General features: G+C 66.2%; 16 protein-coding genes. 8 read left to right on the top strand and 8 right to left on the bottom strand.

The genetic code is table 11. The annotated features are described in order from the left end of the window. Window positions 1–5 precede the first annotated feature (5 nt). The 5 genes from U1763_RS07970 to U1763_RS07950 form a co-directional block, all read right to left on the bottom strand. Complete coding sequence (locus tag U1763_RS07970) at window positions 6–245, bottom strand: exodeoxyribonuclease VII small subunit (protein WP_056060585.1); 240 nt, start codon at window positions 243–245, stop codon at window positions 6–8. 74 nt (window positions 246–319) lie between these two features. Beyond that, window positions 320–520: a type 2 periplasmic-binding domain-containing protein gene (locus U1763_RS07965; RefSeq protein WP_132736176.1), complete on the bottom strand. Its 201-nt coding sequence runs from the start codon at window positions 518–520 to the stop codon at window positions 320–322. A gap of 84 nt (window positions 521–604) precedes the next feature. Beyond that, window positions 605–2284 (bottom strand): GGDEF domain-containing protein, encoded by a 1680-nt coding sequence (locus U1763_RS07960; protein WP_332754784.1) that lies wholly within the window; start codon window positions 2282–2284, stop codon window positions 605–607. A gap of 600 nt (window positions 2285–2884) precedes the next feature. Continuing rightward, complete coding sequence (gene clpA, locus U1763_RS07955) at window positions 2885–5203, bottom strand: ATP-dependent Clp protease ATP-binding subunit ClpA (RefSeq protein ID WP_332754783.1); 2319 nt, start codon at window positions 5201–5203, stop codon at window positions 2885–2887. 143 nt (window positions 5204–5346) lie between these two features. Then, window positions 5347–5541 carry a DUF1192 domain-containing protein gene (locus tag U1763_RS07950; RefSeq protein WP_332754976.1) on the bottom strand — a complete coding sequence of 65 codons (195 nt, stop codon included), beginning with the start codon at window positions 5539–5541 and terminating at the stop codon, window positions 5347–5349. 124 nt (window positions 5542–5665) lie between these two features. On the opposite strand from U1763_RS07950, the gene U1763_RS07945 reads away from it, so the two are divergent. After that, window positions 5666–6646: an NAD(P)H-quinone oxidoreductase gene (locus U1763_RS07945; protein WP_332754782.1), complete on the top strand. Its 981-nt coding sequence runs from the start codon at window positions 5666–5668 to the stop codon at window positions 6644–6646. A 94-nt stretch (window positions 6647–6740) separates the two neighbouring features. Beyond that, window positions 6741–6968, top strand: a complete 228-nt coding sequence (locus U1763_RS07940) for a hypothetical protein (protein WP_332754781.1) — start codon at window positions 6741–6743, stop codon at window positions 6966–6968. 428 nt (window positions 6969–7396) lie between these two features. Here the strand turns inward: U1763_RS07940 and U1763_RS07935 are convergent, their stop codons facing one another. Continuing rightward, a complete protein-coding gene (locus U1763_RS07935; protein ID WP_332754780.1) occupies window positions 7397–7648 on the bottom strand; it encodes a hypothetical protein in 252 nt (83 codons plus the stop codon). Window positions 7649–7827: 179 nt separating this feature from the next. On the opposite strand from U1763_RS07935, the gene U1763_RS07930 reads away from it, so the two are divergent. The 6 genes from U1763_RS07930 (at window position 7828) to U1763_RS07905 (ending at window position 13917) form a co-directional block, all read left to right on the top strand. After that, the gene (locus U1763_RS07930; protein ID WP_132895496.1) at window positions 7828–8712 is read left to right on the top strand and encodes a UDP-2,3-diacylglucosamine diphosphatase; all 885 of its coding nucleotides are present in this window, start codon (window positions 7828–7830) and stop codon (window positions 8710–8712) included. Window positions 8713–8875: 163 nt separating this feature from the next. Further along, entirely contained in the window at window positions 8876–9898 is a 1023-nt protein-coding gene (locus U1763_RS07925) for a glycosyltransferase family 4 protein (RefSeq protein ID WP_332754779.1), read from the top strand. A gap of 110 nt (window positions 9899–10008) precedes the next feature. Further along, on the top strand, window positions 10009–10686 hold the full coding sequence (locus U1763_RS07920) for a DUF1013 domain-containing protein (protein WP_056484483.1): 678 nt from the start codon (window positions 10009–10011) through the stop codon (window positions 10684–10686). 448 nt (window positions 10687–11134) lie between these two features. Next, entirely contained in the window at window positions 11135–12199 is a 1065-nt protein-coding gene (locus U1763_RS07915; RefSeq protein WP_332754778.1) for an MBL fold metallo-hydrolase, read from the top strand. Between the two features lie 34 nt (window positions 12200–12233). Further along, complete coding sequence (locus U1763_RS07910; protein ID WP_332754777.1) at window positions 12234–13103, top strand: dienelactone hydrolase family protein; 870 nt, start codon at window positions 12234–12236, stop codon at window positions 13101–13103. 199 nt (window positions 13104–13302) lie between these two features. Further along, on the top strand, window positions 13303–13917 hold the full coding sequence (locus tag U1763_RS07905) for a glutathione S-transferase family protein (RefSeq protein WP_132895492.1): 615 nt from the start codon (window positions 13303–13305) through the stop codon (window positions 13915–13917). A 719-nt stretch (window positions 13918–14636) separates the two neighbouring features. On the opposite strand, the gene U1763_RS07900 is transcribed toward U1763_RS07905, so the two are convergent. Both U1763_RS07900 and U1763_RS07895 read right to left on the bottom strand, forming a co-directional pair. Continuing rightward, entirely contained in the window at window positions 14637–15155 is a 519-nt protein-coding gene (locus tag U1763_RS07900) for a thioredoxin family protein (protein WP_332754975.1), read from the bottom strand. Window positions 15156–15160: 5 nt separating this feature from the next. Continuing rightward, window positions 15161–16837: a DEAD/DEAH box helicase gene (locus tag U1763_RS07895; protein ID WP_332754776.1), complete on the bottom strand. Its 1677-nt coding sequence runs from the start codon at window positions 16835–16837 to the stop codon at window positions 15161–15163. Between the last annotated feature and the right edge of the window lie 100 nt (window positions 16838–16937).

The raw sequence follows: 16937 nt of genomic DNA, 5'->3' as shown, positions 1-16937 counted from the left end.
CCGCGTCAGCCCGCCGCGAACGGGCGGACGCCCGCAGGCTTGCCGTCGCCGTCGAGCCGGATCGCCTCGATCCGCGCCTGCGCCGCATCGAGCCGGTCGGCGCAACGCTGGCGCAGCTTGTTGCCGCGCTCGTACAGCTCGATCGCCTGCTGGAGCGGCGTGTCGCCACTCTCCAGCTTTCCGACGATAAGCTCGAGTTCCTTCAGTGCATCCTCGAACGCGAGGTCTTCGATCGGCGTGTCCATGTCCGTCGCTATGGCGCAGGCACGCGATGGGGGTCAAGGACGTGGCGCCCGGGTTCAGACGGGTTCGGACGCGTTCAGCGCAGCCGGCCGACGGTCCAGGTATAAAGTACCGAGACGCCGACCAGCCCGAAATCGACCGCCGCCTGCATCCGGTGCGGCGCGGGATCGCGTGCGTCATGCGTGACCAGCTGCACATCGACGGTCGGATGCCGCACGGCGATCGCAGTAAGCGCGATCAGCCCCGCTATCGCCAGCGTCGCCTTACGATTCCGCATCCTGTGTTCCCCGGCCATGGTTGCGATCATGTCGCACTTCGTCATCCCCGACAAGTCGGCCGCAATCAGAGGGACAAGCGGCAATCAGGCGGCGATGCACAACGACGGCGCCTCGCGCGCGCGGTCGCGGCCCGCTGCCTTCGCCGCGAACAGCGCGCGGTCGGCGCAATTGTAGAGCAGCTTCCAGTCGGTCTCGTCGAGCAACGGCCCGGTGCACGCGCCGATGCTCGCGGTCACGGCAATGTCGAACGGCATGCGCTGGCCGCGCAACCGGTCGAGCACGGAATCCGGCGCGACGGCATTCGCCGCATCGACCAGGATCGCGAACTCCTCGCCGCCGATCCGCGCGACCAGCGCGTCGGCCGGCACCGCGTTACGCAGCGCGCGTGCGACCACGCGCAGCACCTCGTCGCCGCCGTCATGCCCGATCATCTCGTTGACGCGCTTGAAATGATCGACGTCGGCGATCAGCAGCATCTGGTCGCCCGGTCGGCCGATCGCACGCGTCAGGAACGCGCGGCGGTTGAGCAGCCCGGTCAACGGCTCGGTATCCGCCAGCAGCCGCGCGGCGATCTCCTGTTCGCGCGCGGTATCGCGCTCGACGCTGAGCAGCCGGATCCGGTAGGCGATCGCGAGGCTCGACAGCATCGATTCGAGCGCCATCGACAGAATCGTCGAATTGTCGAGCCACAGGCTCCAGTCGAGCAGCGCGAAGGCGTTGGCGATGCGCAGTCCGGCGACCGCGATCGGCACGCTCCACGCCAGCGCGAACAGCCACAGGAAACTGCTCCGCACGCGCCACGCACGGAACAGGACGGCGGGGATCAGCACCAGCAGCGCGAGATACGCACAGGCCAGGATCGTATCGAGCATATGGAAATGCCACGGTGCGCACGTCGCCCACAGGGTGCCGGCAGCCAACAGCCCGGCGATCACCCAGTTGCTCGCGGGCCGCAGCCAGCCGGCGAACACCGCGCGCTCGAAGAAGGTGCGCGAGAACAGCAGCGCCGACGCCGCCGACCCGGCTAGGAACAGCGCGTTCAGCCGCTGGCGATCATTGTTGTCGAGGCCCTGGAACAGCTGGCCCAGCGCCCCCGACGAGGTCAGCGCATAGGCAAGCAGGCACAGCACGAGCAGGCAATAGGCGGGCTGGAACGCTTGCCGCAGCGCCCCCCACAAAGCGAGGTTGTAGACGATCAGCGCGATCGCCATCCCGCCGAACGCGCCATACAGCGCGGCCAGCAGGATCTCGGTGGTGTCGCGCTGCGCGTGATCGGCGATCGCCGGGCCGAGGATCAGCCCGCGCAGGTTCGCCGCCCCTTCGACATGCCACAGCAGCCGGACCGGCGCGGCATCTTGATGCGGGATCGGCTGGACGATTACCGCGCCAAGCCCGAGCAACCGCCCCGCGGTGCGCGAGGTGAAGCCGGTCTGGCGGATCGATCCGTCGGCGTACTGGACGTACAGCGTGACGCGGTTCACCCAGGTGCTGCCGATCCGCACGGTATGATCGTCGCCGCTGATCGCGGGCAGGCGCTGCGACAGGATCCAGAAGTCGCCGCCGCCGAACCGAGTCTGCGACGTCGTGCAGTCGAAACCGGCCGGCTTGGCGAACAGCGCGGCGGGCGTCTGGCCGGTAAGGGCAGGGCGGACGCAGACCGAAAGCGGCGTGCCCGTGACCGCGACGGCAGGCGCGACAAGGGCAAGACCGAAGCCCAGCGCGAGCGCGCCGATCATCCATCGCAACCATGCCAAGCGTTCCATGGCGCGATGCTAGCGCCGCTTCCCCAATTATCGGTAAACGCACGCAGATCCCTCGCGGCGCATCGATCCTCCCCCGCCAGGGGGAGGTGGCTGGCACTTGCCAGACGGAGGGGGAGGGAAAGACGACGTCCGTCGCGAAGTCCTCCCCGCCCTTGTCCTTCCCGCCACCTCGTAACGTGGATGCGTATCCCATCCGCCATCAGCCCCACCCCGGCGAAGGCCGGGGCCCAGTTGGAAAGGTCGCAGTAACGATGCGCAACCGTCGTCAGCACCGTTTCCCACCTGGGCCCCGGCCTCCGCCGGGGGGGGGGGGGGCTGTGGCGGTCAGGAGGCGCTGATGTTTGCTGGGGGAAGCTTGGTGTTAGGGTAAATGGATCGAAGCATTCAGGCGCAGCACCTGCCCCTTGTTCTCCCGCGAAGGCGGGAGCCCAGTCTGGGTCCCCGCCTTCGCAGGGAAACACGCTTTCTCGTTGTAAGCGTTCGGAACCAAAATCCGGACGGTCGACCCGGTCTACCCTTGCAACGCGCCCGCACCAAAAAAAAAGCCCGCCGCCGGATCGCTCCGACGGCAGGCCCTTCACACCACATCGAAACCCGAGATCACTCGGTCTCGACGGTCTCCACCTTACCCTTCTTCTTCGGCTTCTTCGGCGCGGCAGGTTCGATCGCGAACGACAGCGCGCCGTCCTTCATCTTCACCGTCACCTCGCCGCCGTGCACCAGCTTGCCGAACAACAGTTCCTCGGCGAGCGGCTGCTTGATCTTCTCCTGGATCAGGCGACCCATCGGCCGTGCACCGTACAGCTTGTCGTAGCCCTTGGTCGTGAGCCACGCCTTCGACGCGTCGTCGAGGACGATGTGCACGCCGCGGTCCGCCAGCTGGAGTTCGAGCTGGAGGATGAACTTGTCCACTACGCGTGCCACGACTTCGGTCGGCAGATACCCGAACGGGACCACCGCATCGAGACGGTTGCGGAATTCCGGCGTGAACATCTTCGTCACGGCCACCTCGTCCTCGCCCTCGCGCGTCAGGTTGCCGAAGCCGACCGTCTCGCGCGCCATGTCGCTGGCACCCGCATTGGTCGTCATGATCAGGATGACGTTGCGGAAATCGACCGACTTGCCGTGCTGGTCGGTCAGCCGCCCGTTATCCATCACCTGCAACAGGATGTTGAACAGGTCCGGATGCGCCTTCTCGATCTCGTCGAGCAGAAGCACGCAATGCGGGTTCTGATCGATCGCATCGGTCAGCAGACCACCCTGGTCGAACCCGACATAGCCCGGAGGCGCACCGATCAGACGGCTGACCGAATGCCGCTCCATATATTCGGACATGTCGAACCGCTGAAGCGGAATGCCGAGGATCGTCGACAGCTGCTTGGCGACTTCGGTCTTGCCGACACCGGTAGGCCCGGTGAACAGATAGTTGCCGATCGGCTTCTCCGGCTCGCGCAGACCCGCCCGCGCCAGCTTGATCGCCGACGACAGCTTCTCGATCGCCGCGTTCTGACCGAACACCACGCGCTTCAGATCCGTCTCGAGCGTGGCCAGCGCCAGCTTGTCGTCGGTCGAGACCGACTTCGGCGGGATGCGTGCCATCGTCGCGATGACCTGCTCGATCTCCTTCGGGGTGATCGTCTTCTTGCGCTTGTTCGGCGGCACCAGCATCTGCATCGCGCCGACCTCGTCGATCACGTCGATCGCCTTGTCCGGCAGCTTGCGGTCGTTGATGTACCGCGCCGAAAGCTCGACTGCCGACTTGATCGCATCGGGGGTGTACTTGACGTTGTGGTGATCCTCGAACGCCGAGCGCAGTCCGGCGAGGATTTTGATCGTATCTTCGATCGTCGGCTCGTTCACGTCGATCTTTTGGAAGCGCCGCAGCAGAGCGCGGTCCTTCTCGAAGTGGTTGCGGAACTCCTTGTACGTCGTCGAACCGATGCAACGGATCGTGCCGCCCGACAAAGCCGGCTTGAGCAGGTTCGACGCATCCATAGCGCCGCCACTCGTCGCACCCGCACCGATCACGGTGTGAATCTCGTCGATGAACAGCACCGCGTCGGGCAGCTTCTCGAGCTCGTTGACGACCGCCTTCAAGCGCTCCTCGAAGTCACCACGATACCGCGTCCCCGCCAGCAACGCGCCCATGTCGAGCGAGTAGATGACGGCAGGCAACAGCACGTCGGGCACGTCGCCCTCGACGATCTTCCGCGCCAGGCCTTCCGCGATCGCGGTCTTGCCGACGCCCGGATCACCGACATAGAGCGGGTTGTTCTTCGACCGGCGGCACAGGATCTGGATCGTGCGATCCACCTCCGGCCCGCGCCCGATCAGGGGATCGACCTTGCCGTTCTTGGCCTTCTCGTTGAGGTCGACCGTGAATTGCTTGAGCGCGCTTTCCGTCTTGCCCTTCTCCTGTCCCTTGGCCGGCTTCTCGTCGTCCGCACCCTTTGACGTGGATGCTTCGGTCGCCTGCTGCCCGCCCTTGCCGACACCGTGGCTGATGAAGCTGACCGCATCGAGGCGGCTCATGTCCTGCTGCTGCAGGAAATAGACGGCATAGCTCTCGCGCTCGCTGAACAAGGCGACGAGCACGTTGGCGCCCGTCACTTCGTCGCGGCCCGACGACTGGACGTGCAGGATCGCGCGCTGAACGACGCGCTGGAACCCGCTGGTGGGGGAGGGGTCGGTCGCCGCATCGACCTTCAGCGCATCGAGTTCACTGTCGAGGTAGTGCGCGACGGTGTTCTTCAGATCGCCGATCTCGACGTTGCACGCGGTCATGACCTTCGACGCATGTTCGTCGTCGATCAGCGCGAGCAGCAGATGCTCCAGCGTCGCATATTCGTGACGCCGGGACGATGCCGCCTCGAGCGCCTTGTGCAGCGTGGTCTCGAGGGCGGGTGCAAATGATGGCATTTACAATACTCCTGTCGGGCCGCGAGAACGCGAGCCCTTTGCCACTATGTCGGAACTGATATCGGTCGCATCAAGCACTTGAACCCGGCCCCGTCCGTTCCTGCACTGTCCGAAAACATCCAGCGGAGAGGCGGGGAGGGCGATCACCGCCTGAAAAGGTCGTCGGCACTGGCCCGGTGGCTGACCGCGCGATCCTTCTTGACCTGGCATCTGGCGATCTCGCCCTGCAGCACGGTGATCCGCGCATTGAGTTCGGCGACCGACAACGGATCGAGGTCCTGCCGCACCAGTGCGTCAAGCAGATCGTCGGGACGGGAGGGGGCGTCTTCCAAGTCCATCGTGGATGCAACGTTGACCCGCACCAGAGTGATGTCAATAAGGCCGGCACATCAAAAGGGACGTGACGAGCAGATGACCGCGACACCCGACACCATATCCAGTAACTTAGGTTTACCTGACGTCATGAAGGCGATCGATCCCGAGCAGCCGGGTGGTCCCGAGGTGCTGGTGCTCGTCGATCGTCCCGTGCCGCAACCAGGGCCGGGCGAAGTCCTGGTCAAGGTCGCCGCCGCGGGGGTCAATCGCCCCGAAGTCATGCAGCGCCAAGGCAAATACCCGCCCCCGCCTGGTGCACCGTCCATTCTCGGCATGGAAATCTCCGGCACGATCGTCGCGGTCGGCGAAGACGTCGGCGACGAACAGATCGGCCAGTCGGTCTGCGCGCTGATCTCCGGCGGTGCCTATGCGGAATACGCGGTCGCGCCGTTCGGCCAGTGCCTGCCCGTCCCCGAAGCGCTCACGATGATCGAGGCCGCGGCGATGCCGGAGACGCTCTTCACCGTCTGGACCAATTTGTTCGAGCGCGCCTATGCCACCGAAGGCGACACCGTCCTCGTCCACGGCGGCACCAGCGGTATCGGCACGATGGCGATCGCGCTGTGCAACGTGTTCGGCATCGACATCATCGTCACCGCCGGTTCCAAGGCCAAGTGCGAAGCCGCGCTCAGCCTCGGCGCGACCCACGCGATCGACTACAAGACGGAAGATTTCGTCGAGCGCGTGAAGCAGATCACCGGCGGCAAGGGCGTCGCCGCGGTGCTCGACATGGTCGGTGGCGACTACGTCCCGCGCAACCTGAAATGCCTCGCCGAAGACGGCCGCCACGTCTCGATCGCGGTCATGGGCGGCGCGATGGCGACCGTGCCCTTGTTCGAGATCATGCGCCGCCGCCTCACGCTGACCGGCTCGACGCTCCGCCCGCGGGACACGGCGTTCAAGTCCTTGGTCGCCGATGAGCTGTCCCGCACGGTGTGGCCGCACGTCGAAGCGGGCAAGCTGAAACCGGTCATCGACCGCACCTTCGCCTTCGCCGACGCACCGGCCGCGCATACCCGGATGGAAGCGGGCGACCATGTCGGGAAGATCGTCCTGACGATGGGGTAAGGGGGGGCACTAGCCCCCCGCCACCGGTTGGAGCACGATAGCCAGTCGCATCAGTCAGCCGCATCGGCGAGGGGTGTAGTCACCAGCCGCGTCGGTGATCGAGCAGGACACCCGCCCCACTCCCGTCGCGTCGGTGATCGAGCAGGACACCCGCCCCACTCCCGTCGCGTCGGTGATCGAGCAGGACACCCGCCCCACTCCCGTCGCGGCGGTGATGGAGGAGGACACCCGCCCCAATCCCGTCGCGGCAGTGATGGAGGAGGACACCCGCCCCAAACCCGTCACCCCAGCGAAAGCTGGGGTATCCCAGTTTGACGGCTAACGGTCACCCCAAGCACACCACCACCCCGGCGAAGGCCGGGGCCCAGGTGGAAAGGTCGCAGTAACGACGCGCACCGCGTCGTTACTCAGCGCTCCCAACTGGGCCCCGGCCTTCGCCGGGGTGGGGTTCGTTAGGCGGGGTAGGGCATGCGAAGCGCGCTGGAGCGTTTGACGCGCCAACCCAAAGCAACCTTTTTCTCCCGCGAAGGCGGGAGCCCAGTCTGGATCCCCGCCTTCGCGGCGACACAAGCTACCTTCGCAAACCAAACGGCCCAATCCTCCCCCGCCAGGGGGAGGTGGCTGGCGCTTGCCAGACGGAGGGGGCGGGAAGGGTAACTACCGTTCCGTGTCCTCCCCCTCCGTCGCCTTACGGCGTCACCGCCCCCTGGCGGGGGAGGATTGCGAGGCTAAGTCACTCCCGCGCCTACCTCAGTTGCTATCCGAGCTGTCATCCCCACCGCTCGTCGCGAGCAAAACGCCGACCACCAGCGCCGCCAGGATACCGATGCTGACATACGTCGCAGTCGGCCCCTCGGCGAGTTTGCCCTTGCCCGACGTCGCCGTCCCCGTACGCGCGACCGACAGCGATGCCGCCGTATTGGCCGCCGACGCCATCGTCGGCGCAACCATCATCGCCGCGCCCGCAACCGTCACCGCGACATTCTTGAAACGAAACTTCATGATATTTTCTCCCTGTAAGACCTTGCCATAGGTTCAGCTTCGCCCCGATTCGTCAACGCGTTTGCGCGCAGTTGCAGCAACGTTTTTACGCTGACTTCTAACAGTCACCAGAGTGCGACTGCCCTGTCACAATACTCGGCTAGATCATCGCCAAGGGATAGACTTGCGGGGGTAAGGCCATGAACGCCGTGACGACGTTTTCGCCATCTAGCATCATCGGCGCCGACATCACCGATATCGCCGACTTCATCCACTCACGCCCTGCCGTCCCCGAGCCGATCGTCGAGCGTCGCCAATACCGCACGATCTGGATCTCCGACGTCCACCTCGGCACGCGCGGCTGCAATGCCGGGATGCTCAACGACTTCCTCGATCATGTCGACAGCGAGACGATGTATCTCGTCGGCGACATGATCGACGGCTGGCGGCTCAAGAAGAAATTCTACTGGCCCGCCGCGCACAACGACGTCCTCTGGCGCCTGCTCAAGCGCGCCAAGCGCGGTACGCGGGTGGTCTACATCCCCGGCAACCATGACGAAGTATTCCGGCAATATTCCGGGCTCGATCTGGGCGGCATCTCGATCCGTCGCAACGCGATCCACGAGACCGCCGACGGTCGCCGCCTGCTGGTGCTCCACGGCGACGAGTTCGATGCGATCACGCTCGCGCACCGCTGGGTCGCGCATATCGGCGACGCCGCCTACACGATGCTGATGGGCCTCAACCGCTGGGTCAACGCCGCGCGGCGGCGGATGGGCATGCCCTATTGGTCGCTGTCGAAGCACGCCAAGGCCAAGGTCAAGAACGCCGTCGCCTTCATCTCGCACTTCGAGGAGGTCGTCGCGCACGCCGCCGGTGTCCGCGGCGTCGAGGGCGTCGTCTGCGGTCACATTCACACCGCCGAAATGCGCGAGATCGCCGGTATCGCCTATTACAACGATGGCGACTGGGTCGAAGGCTGCACCGCGCTGGTCGAGCATTTCGACGGCCGCATGGAACTCCTCCACTGGGGCGACGAAATCGCCGCCCGCGAGAAGGACAAGGTCGTCACGTTGGCTGCCTAACCTAAACCCTCTCCCCATCGGGGAGAGGGAAAGACGCGAAGCGGCGAGGGTGAGGGCAAGTCCACCACGCCAGTGAACAGCGTGCCCTTACCCTCCCACTTGGCTGCGCCAAGCGGGCCCCTCCCTCTCCCCGACGGGAGAGGGGCAAAACGGAGAAAACACGATGCGTATCGCGATCGTCACCGACGCCTGGAGCCCGCAAGTCAACGGCGTCGTCCGCACCCTTCAGGCGGTCCGCAAGGAACTCGAATCGATCGGCCATCAGGTCCTGATCGTCTCCCCCGAACAGTTCGCCTCGATGCCATGCCCGACCTACCCCGAGATCCGCCTAGCCTTTGCGCGGTCCGGCGCAGTCGGTCGCCTGCTGGCAAGCTTCGGCGCCGACGCGATCCATCTCGCCACCGAGGGCCCGGTCTGCCTCGCCGCCCGCACCTGGTGCCTCGCCCGCGCGCTCCCGTTCACCACCGCCTACCACACCCAGTTCCCCGACTATATCGCCGCCCGCACCGGCGCGAACCCCGACTGGATCTGGCGCTACATCCGCTGGTTCCACCGCCCCGCGCAGTCGATCCTCGTCTCGACGCCCTCGGTCGCCAGGACGCTGTCGGACCAGGGCCTGCACCAGGTCCGCGAATGGGGCAGGGGCGTCGACTTCGCGCAGTTCGGCCTCGACGGTGCCCGCGACCCCGAGCTGACAGCGCTGCCCGGGCCGATCCAGCTCTATGTCGGCAGGGTCGCGGTCGAGAAGAACATCGAGGCGTTCCTGTCCTCCGCGCATCCCGGTACGAAGGTCGTGGTCGGCGACGGCCCCGCCCGCGCCATGCTCGCGCGCCGCTTCCCGGACGCGGTCTTTCTCGGCCAGCGCTCGGGCCTCGACCTCGCCGCCGCCTACCGCACCGCCGACGTCCTCGTCTTCCCAAGCCGCACCGACACCTTCGGTCTCGTCATGATCGAGGCGCTGGCTTGCGGAACCCCCGTCGCGGCGTACCCGGTCACCGGGCCGATCGACGTGCTCGACGACCGCGTCGGCGCGATGCACGAAGACCTCGACGTCGCGATCGCCACTGCGCTAACCCGCGACCGCGTCACCTGCGCCGCCTATGCCGCGCGCTACAGCTGGCCGGCCAGCGCGCGCCAGTTCCTCCACGCGCTCGTCCCCCTCGAAGGAAAGCTCATGGCCGCCTGAGCTTGCCAGAATCTTGCGTGCTTGCCTGTTGCCCCCACGCGCACTAAGTCTCTCTCATGTCAGGCCGCTCCGAAAGGGGCGGCCCTTTCTATTTTTACGGAGTTCTCGCCGTGGCCCAGCCGCTCATGCCCCACGCGACCGCCGCCTGGATGGTCGACAATACCGCGCTCAGCTTCGAGCAGATCGCGGACTTCTGCGGTCTGCACATCCTCGAGATCCAGGCGATCGCCGACGACACGACCTCGACCAAGCTCACCGGTCGCGATCCCGTCCGTGCACATGAAGTGACGCAGGAAGAGATCGACAAGGGTGCCGCCGATCCCGATTACCAGCTCAAGATGATCAAGGGCCCCGAGCAGGTCCGCCGCACCAAGGGCCCGCGCTACACGCCGGTCTCGAAGCGCCAGGACAAGCCCGACGGCATCTCGTGGATCATCCGTAACCACCCGGAGATCACCGACGGCGCGATCTCGCTGCTGATCGGCACGACGCGCACGACGATCGCCGCGATCCGGGACCGCAGCCACTGGAACATCGCCAACATCACGCCGAAGGACCCGGTCACGCTCGGCCTGACCTCGCAGCGCGAACTCGACGCGGCAGTGGCGAAGGCGGCGAAGGCAGCCGGCATGGAAGCCCCGACCGACACGCGTCTCGAAGGCGACCGCGAAGTCCTGCTCCAGCAGCTCCGCGCCGAGCGCACCCAGGCGGCTGCGGACGCACAGTTCGTGGCAGATGGCGGCGTCCTCCCCGTCAAACCGCTCTTCGACGACCCCTTCAAGCGCTGACCTGAACTTATCCCCCTCCCGCAAGCGGGAGGGGGCAGGGGGTGGGCTCGCGCTGTCCTCCTGCGATACGGCTAGCGGGTGAAGTTAGCCGGGCAGGCCGAGGCCATATCTGGCGATAGCTGATGCGTCATTGTTCTCCCGCGAAGGCGGGAGCCCAGTCTGGGTCCCCGCCTTCGCGGGGAAACAAGCTTTCCCCGTTTCAAGCGGACAGGATCCGAACCAGTTCGGGGTGACGGAACTTGCGCAAATTCGCCAACCTAATCCTCCCCCGCCAGGGGGAGGTGGCTGGCACTTGCCAGACGGAGGGGGAGGCACGCGCCAACCTCCGCTCCGTGTCCTCCCCCTCCGTCACCTACGGCGACACCTCCCTCTGGCGAGGGAGGATCGAGAGAAGGTCCGCTGCCGTACAGCACTATCTACGGCCACATCCAGTTGCTAACCGCAACGGATGGCAACTGCACCCAGCACAGATTTCGCGCCGACTAGCCACAAGGGGCTGACCTACCCGTTTGGTGGCGCGGAGCCCGCACCGGGCGAAACGATGCAGGTCGCCCCCGGCATAGAGTGGGTTCGCCTCCACATCCCCGGCCCGCTACGCCACGTAAACTGCTGGCTCCTCGCTGACACCGACGGCAACGCGCTGATCGACACCGGCATGAACACCGCGGACGCCCGCGACGCCTGGAAAGCCATCTTCAACGGCCCCAAAGCCAACACCCGCATCACCAAGATGATCGGCACCCACTTCCACCCGGACCATATCGGCCTCGCCGGCTGGATGTGCGACAACCACGCCGCCCCCCTCATCATGACCCGAGCCGAGTGGCTGACCGCGCGCATGCTCGCCGCCGATGCCCGCGACTCCGTCCCCCACGAAATGCTCGCCTTCTGGCGCGGCGCAGGCTGGGACCAAGCACAGATCGACCACGCCACCGCCAAGGGCTGGGCAGGCTTCCGGAAGATCATCACCCCGCTCCCGCTCAGCTACACCCGCATCGAGGACGGTGGCACGCTCACCATCGGCACGCGCGACTGGCGGATCGTCACCGGCTCCGGCCACTCCCCCGAACACGCGTGCCTCTACGACGAAGCCGGCGGCATCCTCATCGCCGGCGATCAGGTCCTGCCCCGCATCAGCCCCAACGTCTCGCTCGGCGTCACCGAACCGAACGCCGACCCGCTGGGCGAATGGTTCGCCTCGATCGCCAAGCTGAAGACGCTGCCCGCCGACCTGCTCGTCCTCCCCGGCCACGGCGACCCGTTCACCGGCCTCCACACCCGCCTCGACGCGATGGACCGCGAACACCGCGAACGGCTCGACGAACTCGCCGTCTTCCTCGCCGAACCCCGCCGCGCGGTTGACTGTTTCGGCCGCCTCTTCCGCCGCGCGATCGGGCAGGACGTCCTCGGCATGGCGACCGGCGAAGCCCTCGCGCATCTCCGCCGCCTCGAAGTAGAAGGCCGAGCGACCCGCGACACGCGCGATGGCGTATGGTGGTGGCGCGCAGCCTGAGTTAGCATGCGGCCGAATTCAAGAGGATAGGCCCATGTGCGACGAGCATACCGCAGACGATAACGAAGCCTATCTGGCCGGCGTCTCGCGTCGCCAGTTCGGGGTGATGACCGGCGCGATGGGCCTGACGATGTTGCTCCCCGCGCCTGCGAACGCAGCGGTTATCAAGGGCCGTGACGTCTCGATCGTCACGCCCGACGGCAAGGCCGACGCCTATTTCGTCGCACCCGCCACCGGCAAGCACCCCGGCGTCCTGGTATGGCCCGACATCATGGGCCTGCGCCCTGCCTTCCGCCAGATGGCCGACCGGCTCGCGCAATCGGGGTATACGGTGCTCGTCGTCAACCAGTTCTACCGCTCGACCAAGGCGCCGTTCTTGAAGCCCGGCGAATCCTACGACCAGCCCGCCGTCCGCGCCCGCATCGCGCCCTTCCGCGAAGCACTCACGTCCGAAGGCACTGTTCGTGACGCGAAGGCCTTCACCGCCTTCATCGACGCGCAACCGCAGACCGACCGCAAGCGTGGGCTGGCCACCACCGGCTATTGCATGGGCGGCCCGATGGTGATGCGCACCGCCGCAGCCGTCCCCAACCGGATCCGCGCCGGCGCGACCTTCCACGGCGGCGGCTTCGTCACCGACACCCCCGACAGCCCGCATTTGCTGATCCCGCAGATGAAGGGCCGATACCTGATCGCGATCGCCGCCAACGACGACGCCCGCTCGCCGACCGAAAAGGACACGCTCCGCACCGCCTTCGCCGCGGCCAAACTCCCCGCCGAGATCGAGGTCTACGCCGGCACGATGCACGGTTGGTGCCCGCCCGACTCGAAGGTCTACAACGCAGCCCAGGCGGACAAGGCCTGGGCCCGCATGCTCGCGCTGTTCGACAAGGCGCTGGTGTAGGAGGTCCGCCGCTAACGGCGTCATCCTGACGAAAGTCAGGACCCAGAGCCAAGACGGGTGAGCGTCGCGGCTCTGGATCCTGTGTCGAGCCCAGGATGACGGGCGTAGGGCGCGGGGTCGCCACGTCCGCAGGGTAATCCTTGACCGCACCCACTCCCCATGAGACCATCGTTCACGATCCGTTCTCAAGGAGAGTCGCATGACGTTGACCCTGTACACCAACCCGATGTCGCGAGGCCGGATCGCGCGGTGGATGCTCGAAGAGGTCGACGCCGAGTATGAGACCGTCGTCCTCGACTACGACACGACGATGAAGGCCGAGCCGTATCTGTCGATCAACCCGATGGCCAAGGTCCCGGCGATCGTCCACAACCACAAGACCGTCACCGAATGCGCCGCGATCTGCGCGTATCTCGCCGATGCGTTCCCCGACGCCGACCTCGCCCCCCGCGACGAAGAGCGCGCCGATTACTATCGCTGGCTCTTCTACGCCGCCGGCCCGGTCGAAGCCGCCACCGGCAACCGCGCGCTCGGCGTCGTCCCCGATGCCGCGCAGCAACGGATGATCGGCTATGGCAGCTTCGACCGCGTGATCGACGTGCTCGAACAGGCCGTGGCAGCGCACCCGTACATCGCCGGCGACCGCTTCACCGCCGCCGACGTCTATGTCGGATCGCAGGTCATCTGGGGCATGCAGTTCGGCTGGCTACCGAAGCGCGAAGCGTTCGCGGAGTATGCCGCGCGCCTGATCGAACGCCCGGCGTACCTGCGCGCCGCAGCACTGGACGACGCCCTGATCGCGGTCGCCGCGTAAGGGCGGGCGAGCGCGTGACCAGCCAACCAAACCCGTCATCCTGACGAAAGTCAGGACCCAGGATACCAGGAGTTAACGCCCGTGGCTCTGGGTCCTGACTTTCGTCAGGATGACGGTGGGGGTTGGGCCCGCACAGAGCGTGTCGAGATCGGCTTCCTGGCAGGACCGTTTACGGTCGCAGCCCAATGGTGCGCGCCGGACCGATATTACACGGGCAGGGGGCGTTGGACTCGCACTGGCTATAAAGAGGGGCGTATCACGAACACGCCTAGCACAATGGCCCAACGAACCTTGCCCTCACCCTTCCCACGGCCAAGTGGCCGCGGGCCCCTTCCCTCTCCCATCGGGAGAGGGAGAGACGCAAATGCGGCGATAGGTGAGGGCACGCGCGACCGTCATCCTGACGTTCGTCAGGATGACGGCGAGGGCCGCGACCAAATGGCGGACGACGGATCTCAGACTTTACAAGCGAGAGACGCGCGCTGGACCGCTTCGAAAGGGCGAGGGGAGTGTCGAACGAGCATTGACCGCTAGCGAAAGCCCGCACGGTAGATCTGTCTAGGACCCGTTCCCTCTCCCATCGGGAAGAGGGAGAGACGCCGAAGGCGGCGATAGGTGAGGGCAAGCCAAACAGGGCGACGTAGCGGAGCGGACGAGTCGCATCGCCCGCCTCAGACTAGCGAAATGCCCAATACCGAAACGCCCTCAAAAACTCCCGATCAGGCCGCCCACTTCGCCAACCAGTCGGCCAGCGCCTGTGGCCCCATCGACCGCGCATCCGCCAGCTCGGTCTCATGCCCGGCGTTCAGCAACCGGTTGCTCCGCGGATCAACCACCAGCACCGCGGGCACGCCCTTGAGCCGCCCCTTGATGCCGTAACCCGCCGCGATCTGCCCGTTCTTGTCGAAGCGGCCGATGTCGACCGTCACCACCACGAACTTGCTATCCACGAACCGCTTCATCTCCGGCAGGTCGATCGTCCCCGCCAGCAGGCGGCAGTCGAGGCACCAGTTACCGCCGAGATCGATCAGCAACCGCTTGTGTGTCTTCAGCGCGCGCGCCCGCGCCGCCGCAACCTGCGCATTGGCGTTCGCCGACTCGTTATACGGCAGCGGCAAGGGCTGTGGCAGCTTGTCGAAGCTCGTCGTGTTCACGTGCGGCGCCACGACTTTCGCGCGGGGCGCAGCGGGGGCGGCCACGGCAGTCGCGAGCAAGGCAAGCGCGGCGATACGGCGCATCGACATCATTCATATCCTCCGATCACGGCATTCAGGAAGCTCGGGAATGGTCCGTTCCAGCCATCCGCCGGCGTATCGGCGAGCGGTTGGCGGCGACCACCGGTTGGATCCGCAGGAATGCGCTCCGTCCGTGGCGGCTCGACCTTTGCCGCTTCCGAACGAACAGGTTGCGAGCGAGGAGGTTCCGACCGCACCGGCTCCGTCCGCGCAGGCGCCGCACGAACGGGTTCCACATACGCCGGTTCGACCTGCACCGGCTCGACCCGTGCCGGCTCCGCAACGCGCGGCTTCACCGCGGGCACGGGCTCGTCGATCGGCGTACGTTCCCAGCGAGGACGCTTGGCCGCCGCAACCGGCTTCACCGCAGCCAGCACTTCGGCGACTATCGCCGGGGCCACCGTATCCGCCCGTGGCACCCGCCGCGTACGGGGCCGATCCGACTCCTCGGCAGCAGCCGCAACCGGCACCGGCGTAAACGTCTCGGACCGCGCGCCGCGACGCGGCCGTGCGCGCCGCGTCGTGCCATCGTCTTCGGTCGCAGCAGTAACTGCCGCCGTCTTCGGCTCGGCAACCTTCAGCCGTTCGATCGTCTGACCCGTCAACTTCTCGATATTGACGATATTCTCGGCATCGTCCGGCGCGACGAACGTATACGCCGTCCCGGTAGCCCCCGCGCGACCGGTGCGACCGATCCGGTGGACGTAATCGTCCGGATGCCACGGCGCGTCATAGTTGAACACCGTCGACACGCCCTTGATGTCGAGCCCACGCGCCGCGACGTCGGAGGCAACGAGGATCGTCACCGCGCCGGTCTTGAACAGCTCGAGCTCGGCCAGCCGCTGCGGCTGCTCCATGTCGCCGTGGATCTCACCCGACTTGTAGCCAGCCTGCTTGAGCACCTTGTTCAGGTCGCGCACCGTCGTCTTGCGGTTGCAGAAGATGATCGCGTTGGTCACCTCTTCCTGCGCAAGGATACGGCGCAGCGTATCGCGCTTGGCCGTCTGGCTCGGCACCGGCACGAGATACTGCTTGATGTTGAGGTTGGTCGACGCCGGGCGCGACACCTCGATCGTCTTGGGATTGGTCAGGAACTTGTCCGCCAGCTTCTTGATCGGCGGCGGCATCGTCGCCGAAAACAACAGCGTCTGGCGCTGCTTCGGCAGCTTGGTGCAGATTTCCTCGATGTCGGGGATGAAGCCCATGTCGAGCATCCGGTCCGCCTCGTCGATCACCAGCATCGAACAGCCGTTGAGCATGATCTTGCCGCGCCCGAACAGGTCCATCAGCCGACCCGGCGTCGCGATCAGGACGTCAACGCCCTTCTCCAGCGCGGCGAGCTGGTCGCCCATCGACACGCCACCGATCAGCAGCGCCATCGAGAGGTTCGAGTTGACGCCGTATTTCTCGAAATTCTCCGCCACCTGCGCGGCGAGTTCGCGCGTCGGCTCGAGGATCAGTGAGCGCGGCATCCGCGCGCGGCTGCGGCCATGCGCGAGAATGTCGATCATCGGCAGCACGAATGACGCGGTCTTGCCGGTGCCCGTCTGGGCGATACCGATGATGTCGCGCATCATCAGCACCGACGGGATCGCGCCGGCCTGGATCGGGGTCGGCTCGGTATAGCCGGAGTCGGTGACTGCCTTCAGCAGTTCGTCGGAGAGGCCGAGATCGGCAAAACTCATGCAAATGTCCGGTAAATAGAGGGTGAAATGCACTGCCCTCAAGCGTTCCGGCGCTCGCCGATTTGGCGACAAATGTCAAGGAAACGCGGTGAATGGAGGG

This window comes from Sphingomonas sorbitolis (assembly GCF_036663875.1).
GTDB lineage: Bacteria > Pseudomonadota > Alphaproteobacteria > Sphingomonadales > Sphingomonadaceae > Sphingomonas.
This window is presented reverse-complemented; position numbering and strand designations above follow the sequence as displayed.

Coding starts and splice junctions, on each gene's coding strand:
- U1763_RS07970 (WP_056060585.1), bottom strand. CDS start 245: ATGGACACGCCGATCGAAGACCTCGCGTTCGAGGATGCACTGAAGGAA.
- U1763_RS07965 (WP_132736176.1), bottom strand. CDS start 520: ATGCGGAATCGTAAGGCGACGCTGGCGATAGCGGGGCTGATCGCGCTT.
- U1763_RS07960 (WP_332754784.1), bottom strand. CDS start 2,284: ATGGAACGCTTGGCATGGTTGCGATGGATGATCGGCGCGCTCGCGCTG.
- clpA (WP_332754783.1), bottom strand. CDS start 5,203: ATGCCATCATTTGCACCCGCCCTCGAGACCACGCTGCACAAGGCGCTC.
- U1763_RS07950 (WP_332754976.1), bottom strand. CDS start 5,541: ATGGACTTGGAAGACGCCCCCTCCCGTCCCGACGATCTGCTTGACGCA.
- U1763_RS07945 (WP_332754782.1), top strand. CDS start 5,666: ATGAAGGCGATCGATCCCGAGCAGCCGGGTGGTCCCGAGGTGCTGGTG.
- U1763_RS07935 (WP_332754780.1), bottom strand. CDS start 7,648: ATGAAGTTTCGTTTCAAGAATGTCGCGGTGACGGTTGCGGGCGCGGCG.
- U1763_RS07930 (WP_132895496.1), top strand. CDS start 7,828: ATGAACGCCGTGACGACGTTTTCGCCATCTAGCATCATCGGCGCCGAC.
- U1763_RS07925 (WP_332754779.1), top strand. CDS start 8,876: ATGCGTATCGCGATCGTCACCGACGCCTGGAGCCCGCAAGTCAACGGC.
- U1763_RS07915 (WP_332754778.1), top strand. CDS start 11,135: ATGGCAACTGCACCCAGCACAGATTTCGCGCCGACTAGCCACAAGGGG.
- U1763_RS07910 (WP_332754777.1), top strand. CDS start 12,234: ATGTGCGACGAGCATACCGCAGACGATAACGAAGCCTATCTGGCCGGC.
- U1763_RS07905 (WP_132895492.1), top strand. CDS start 13,303: ATGACGTTGACCCTGTACACCAACCCGATGTCGCGAGGCCGGATCGCG.
- U1763_RS07900 (WP_332754975.1), bottom strand. CDS start 15,155: ATGCGCCGTATCGCCGCGCTTGCCTTGCTCGCGACTGCCGTGGCCGCC.
- U1763_RS07895 (WP_332754776.1), bottom strand. CDS start 16,837: ATGAGTTTTGCCGATCTCGGCCTCTCCGACGAACTGCTGAAGGCAGTC.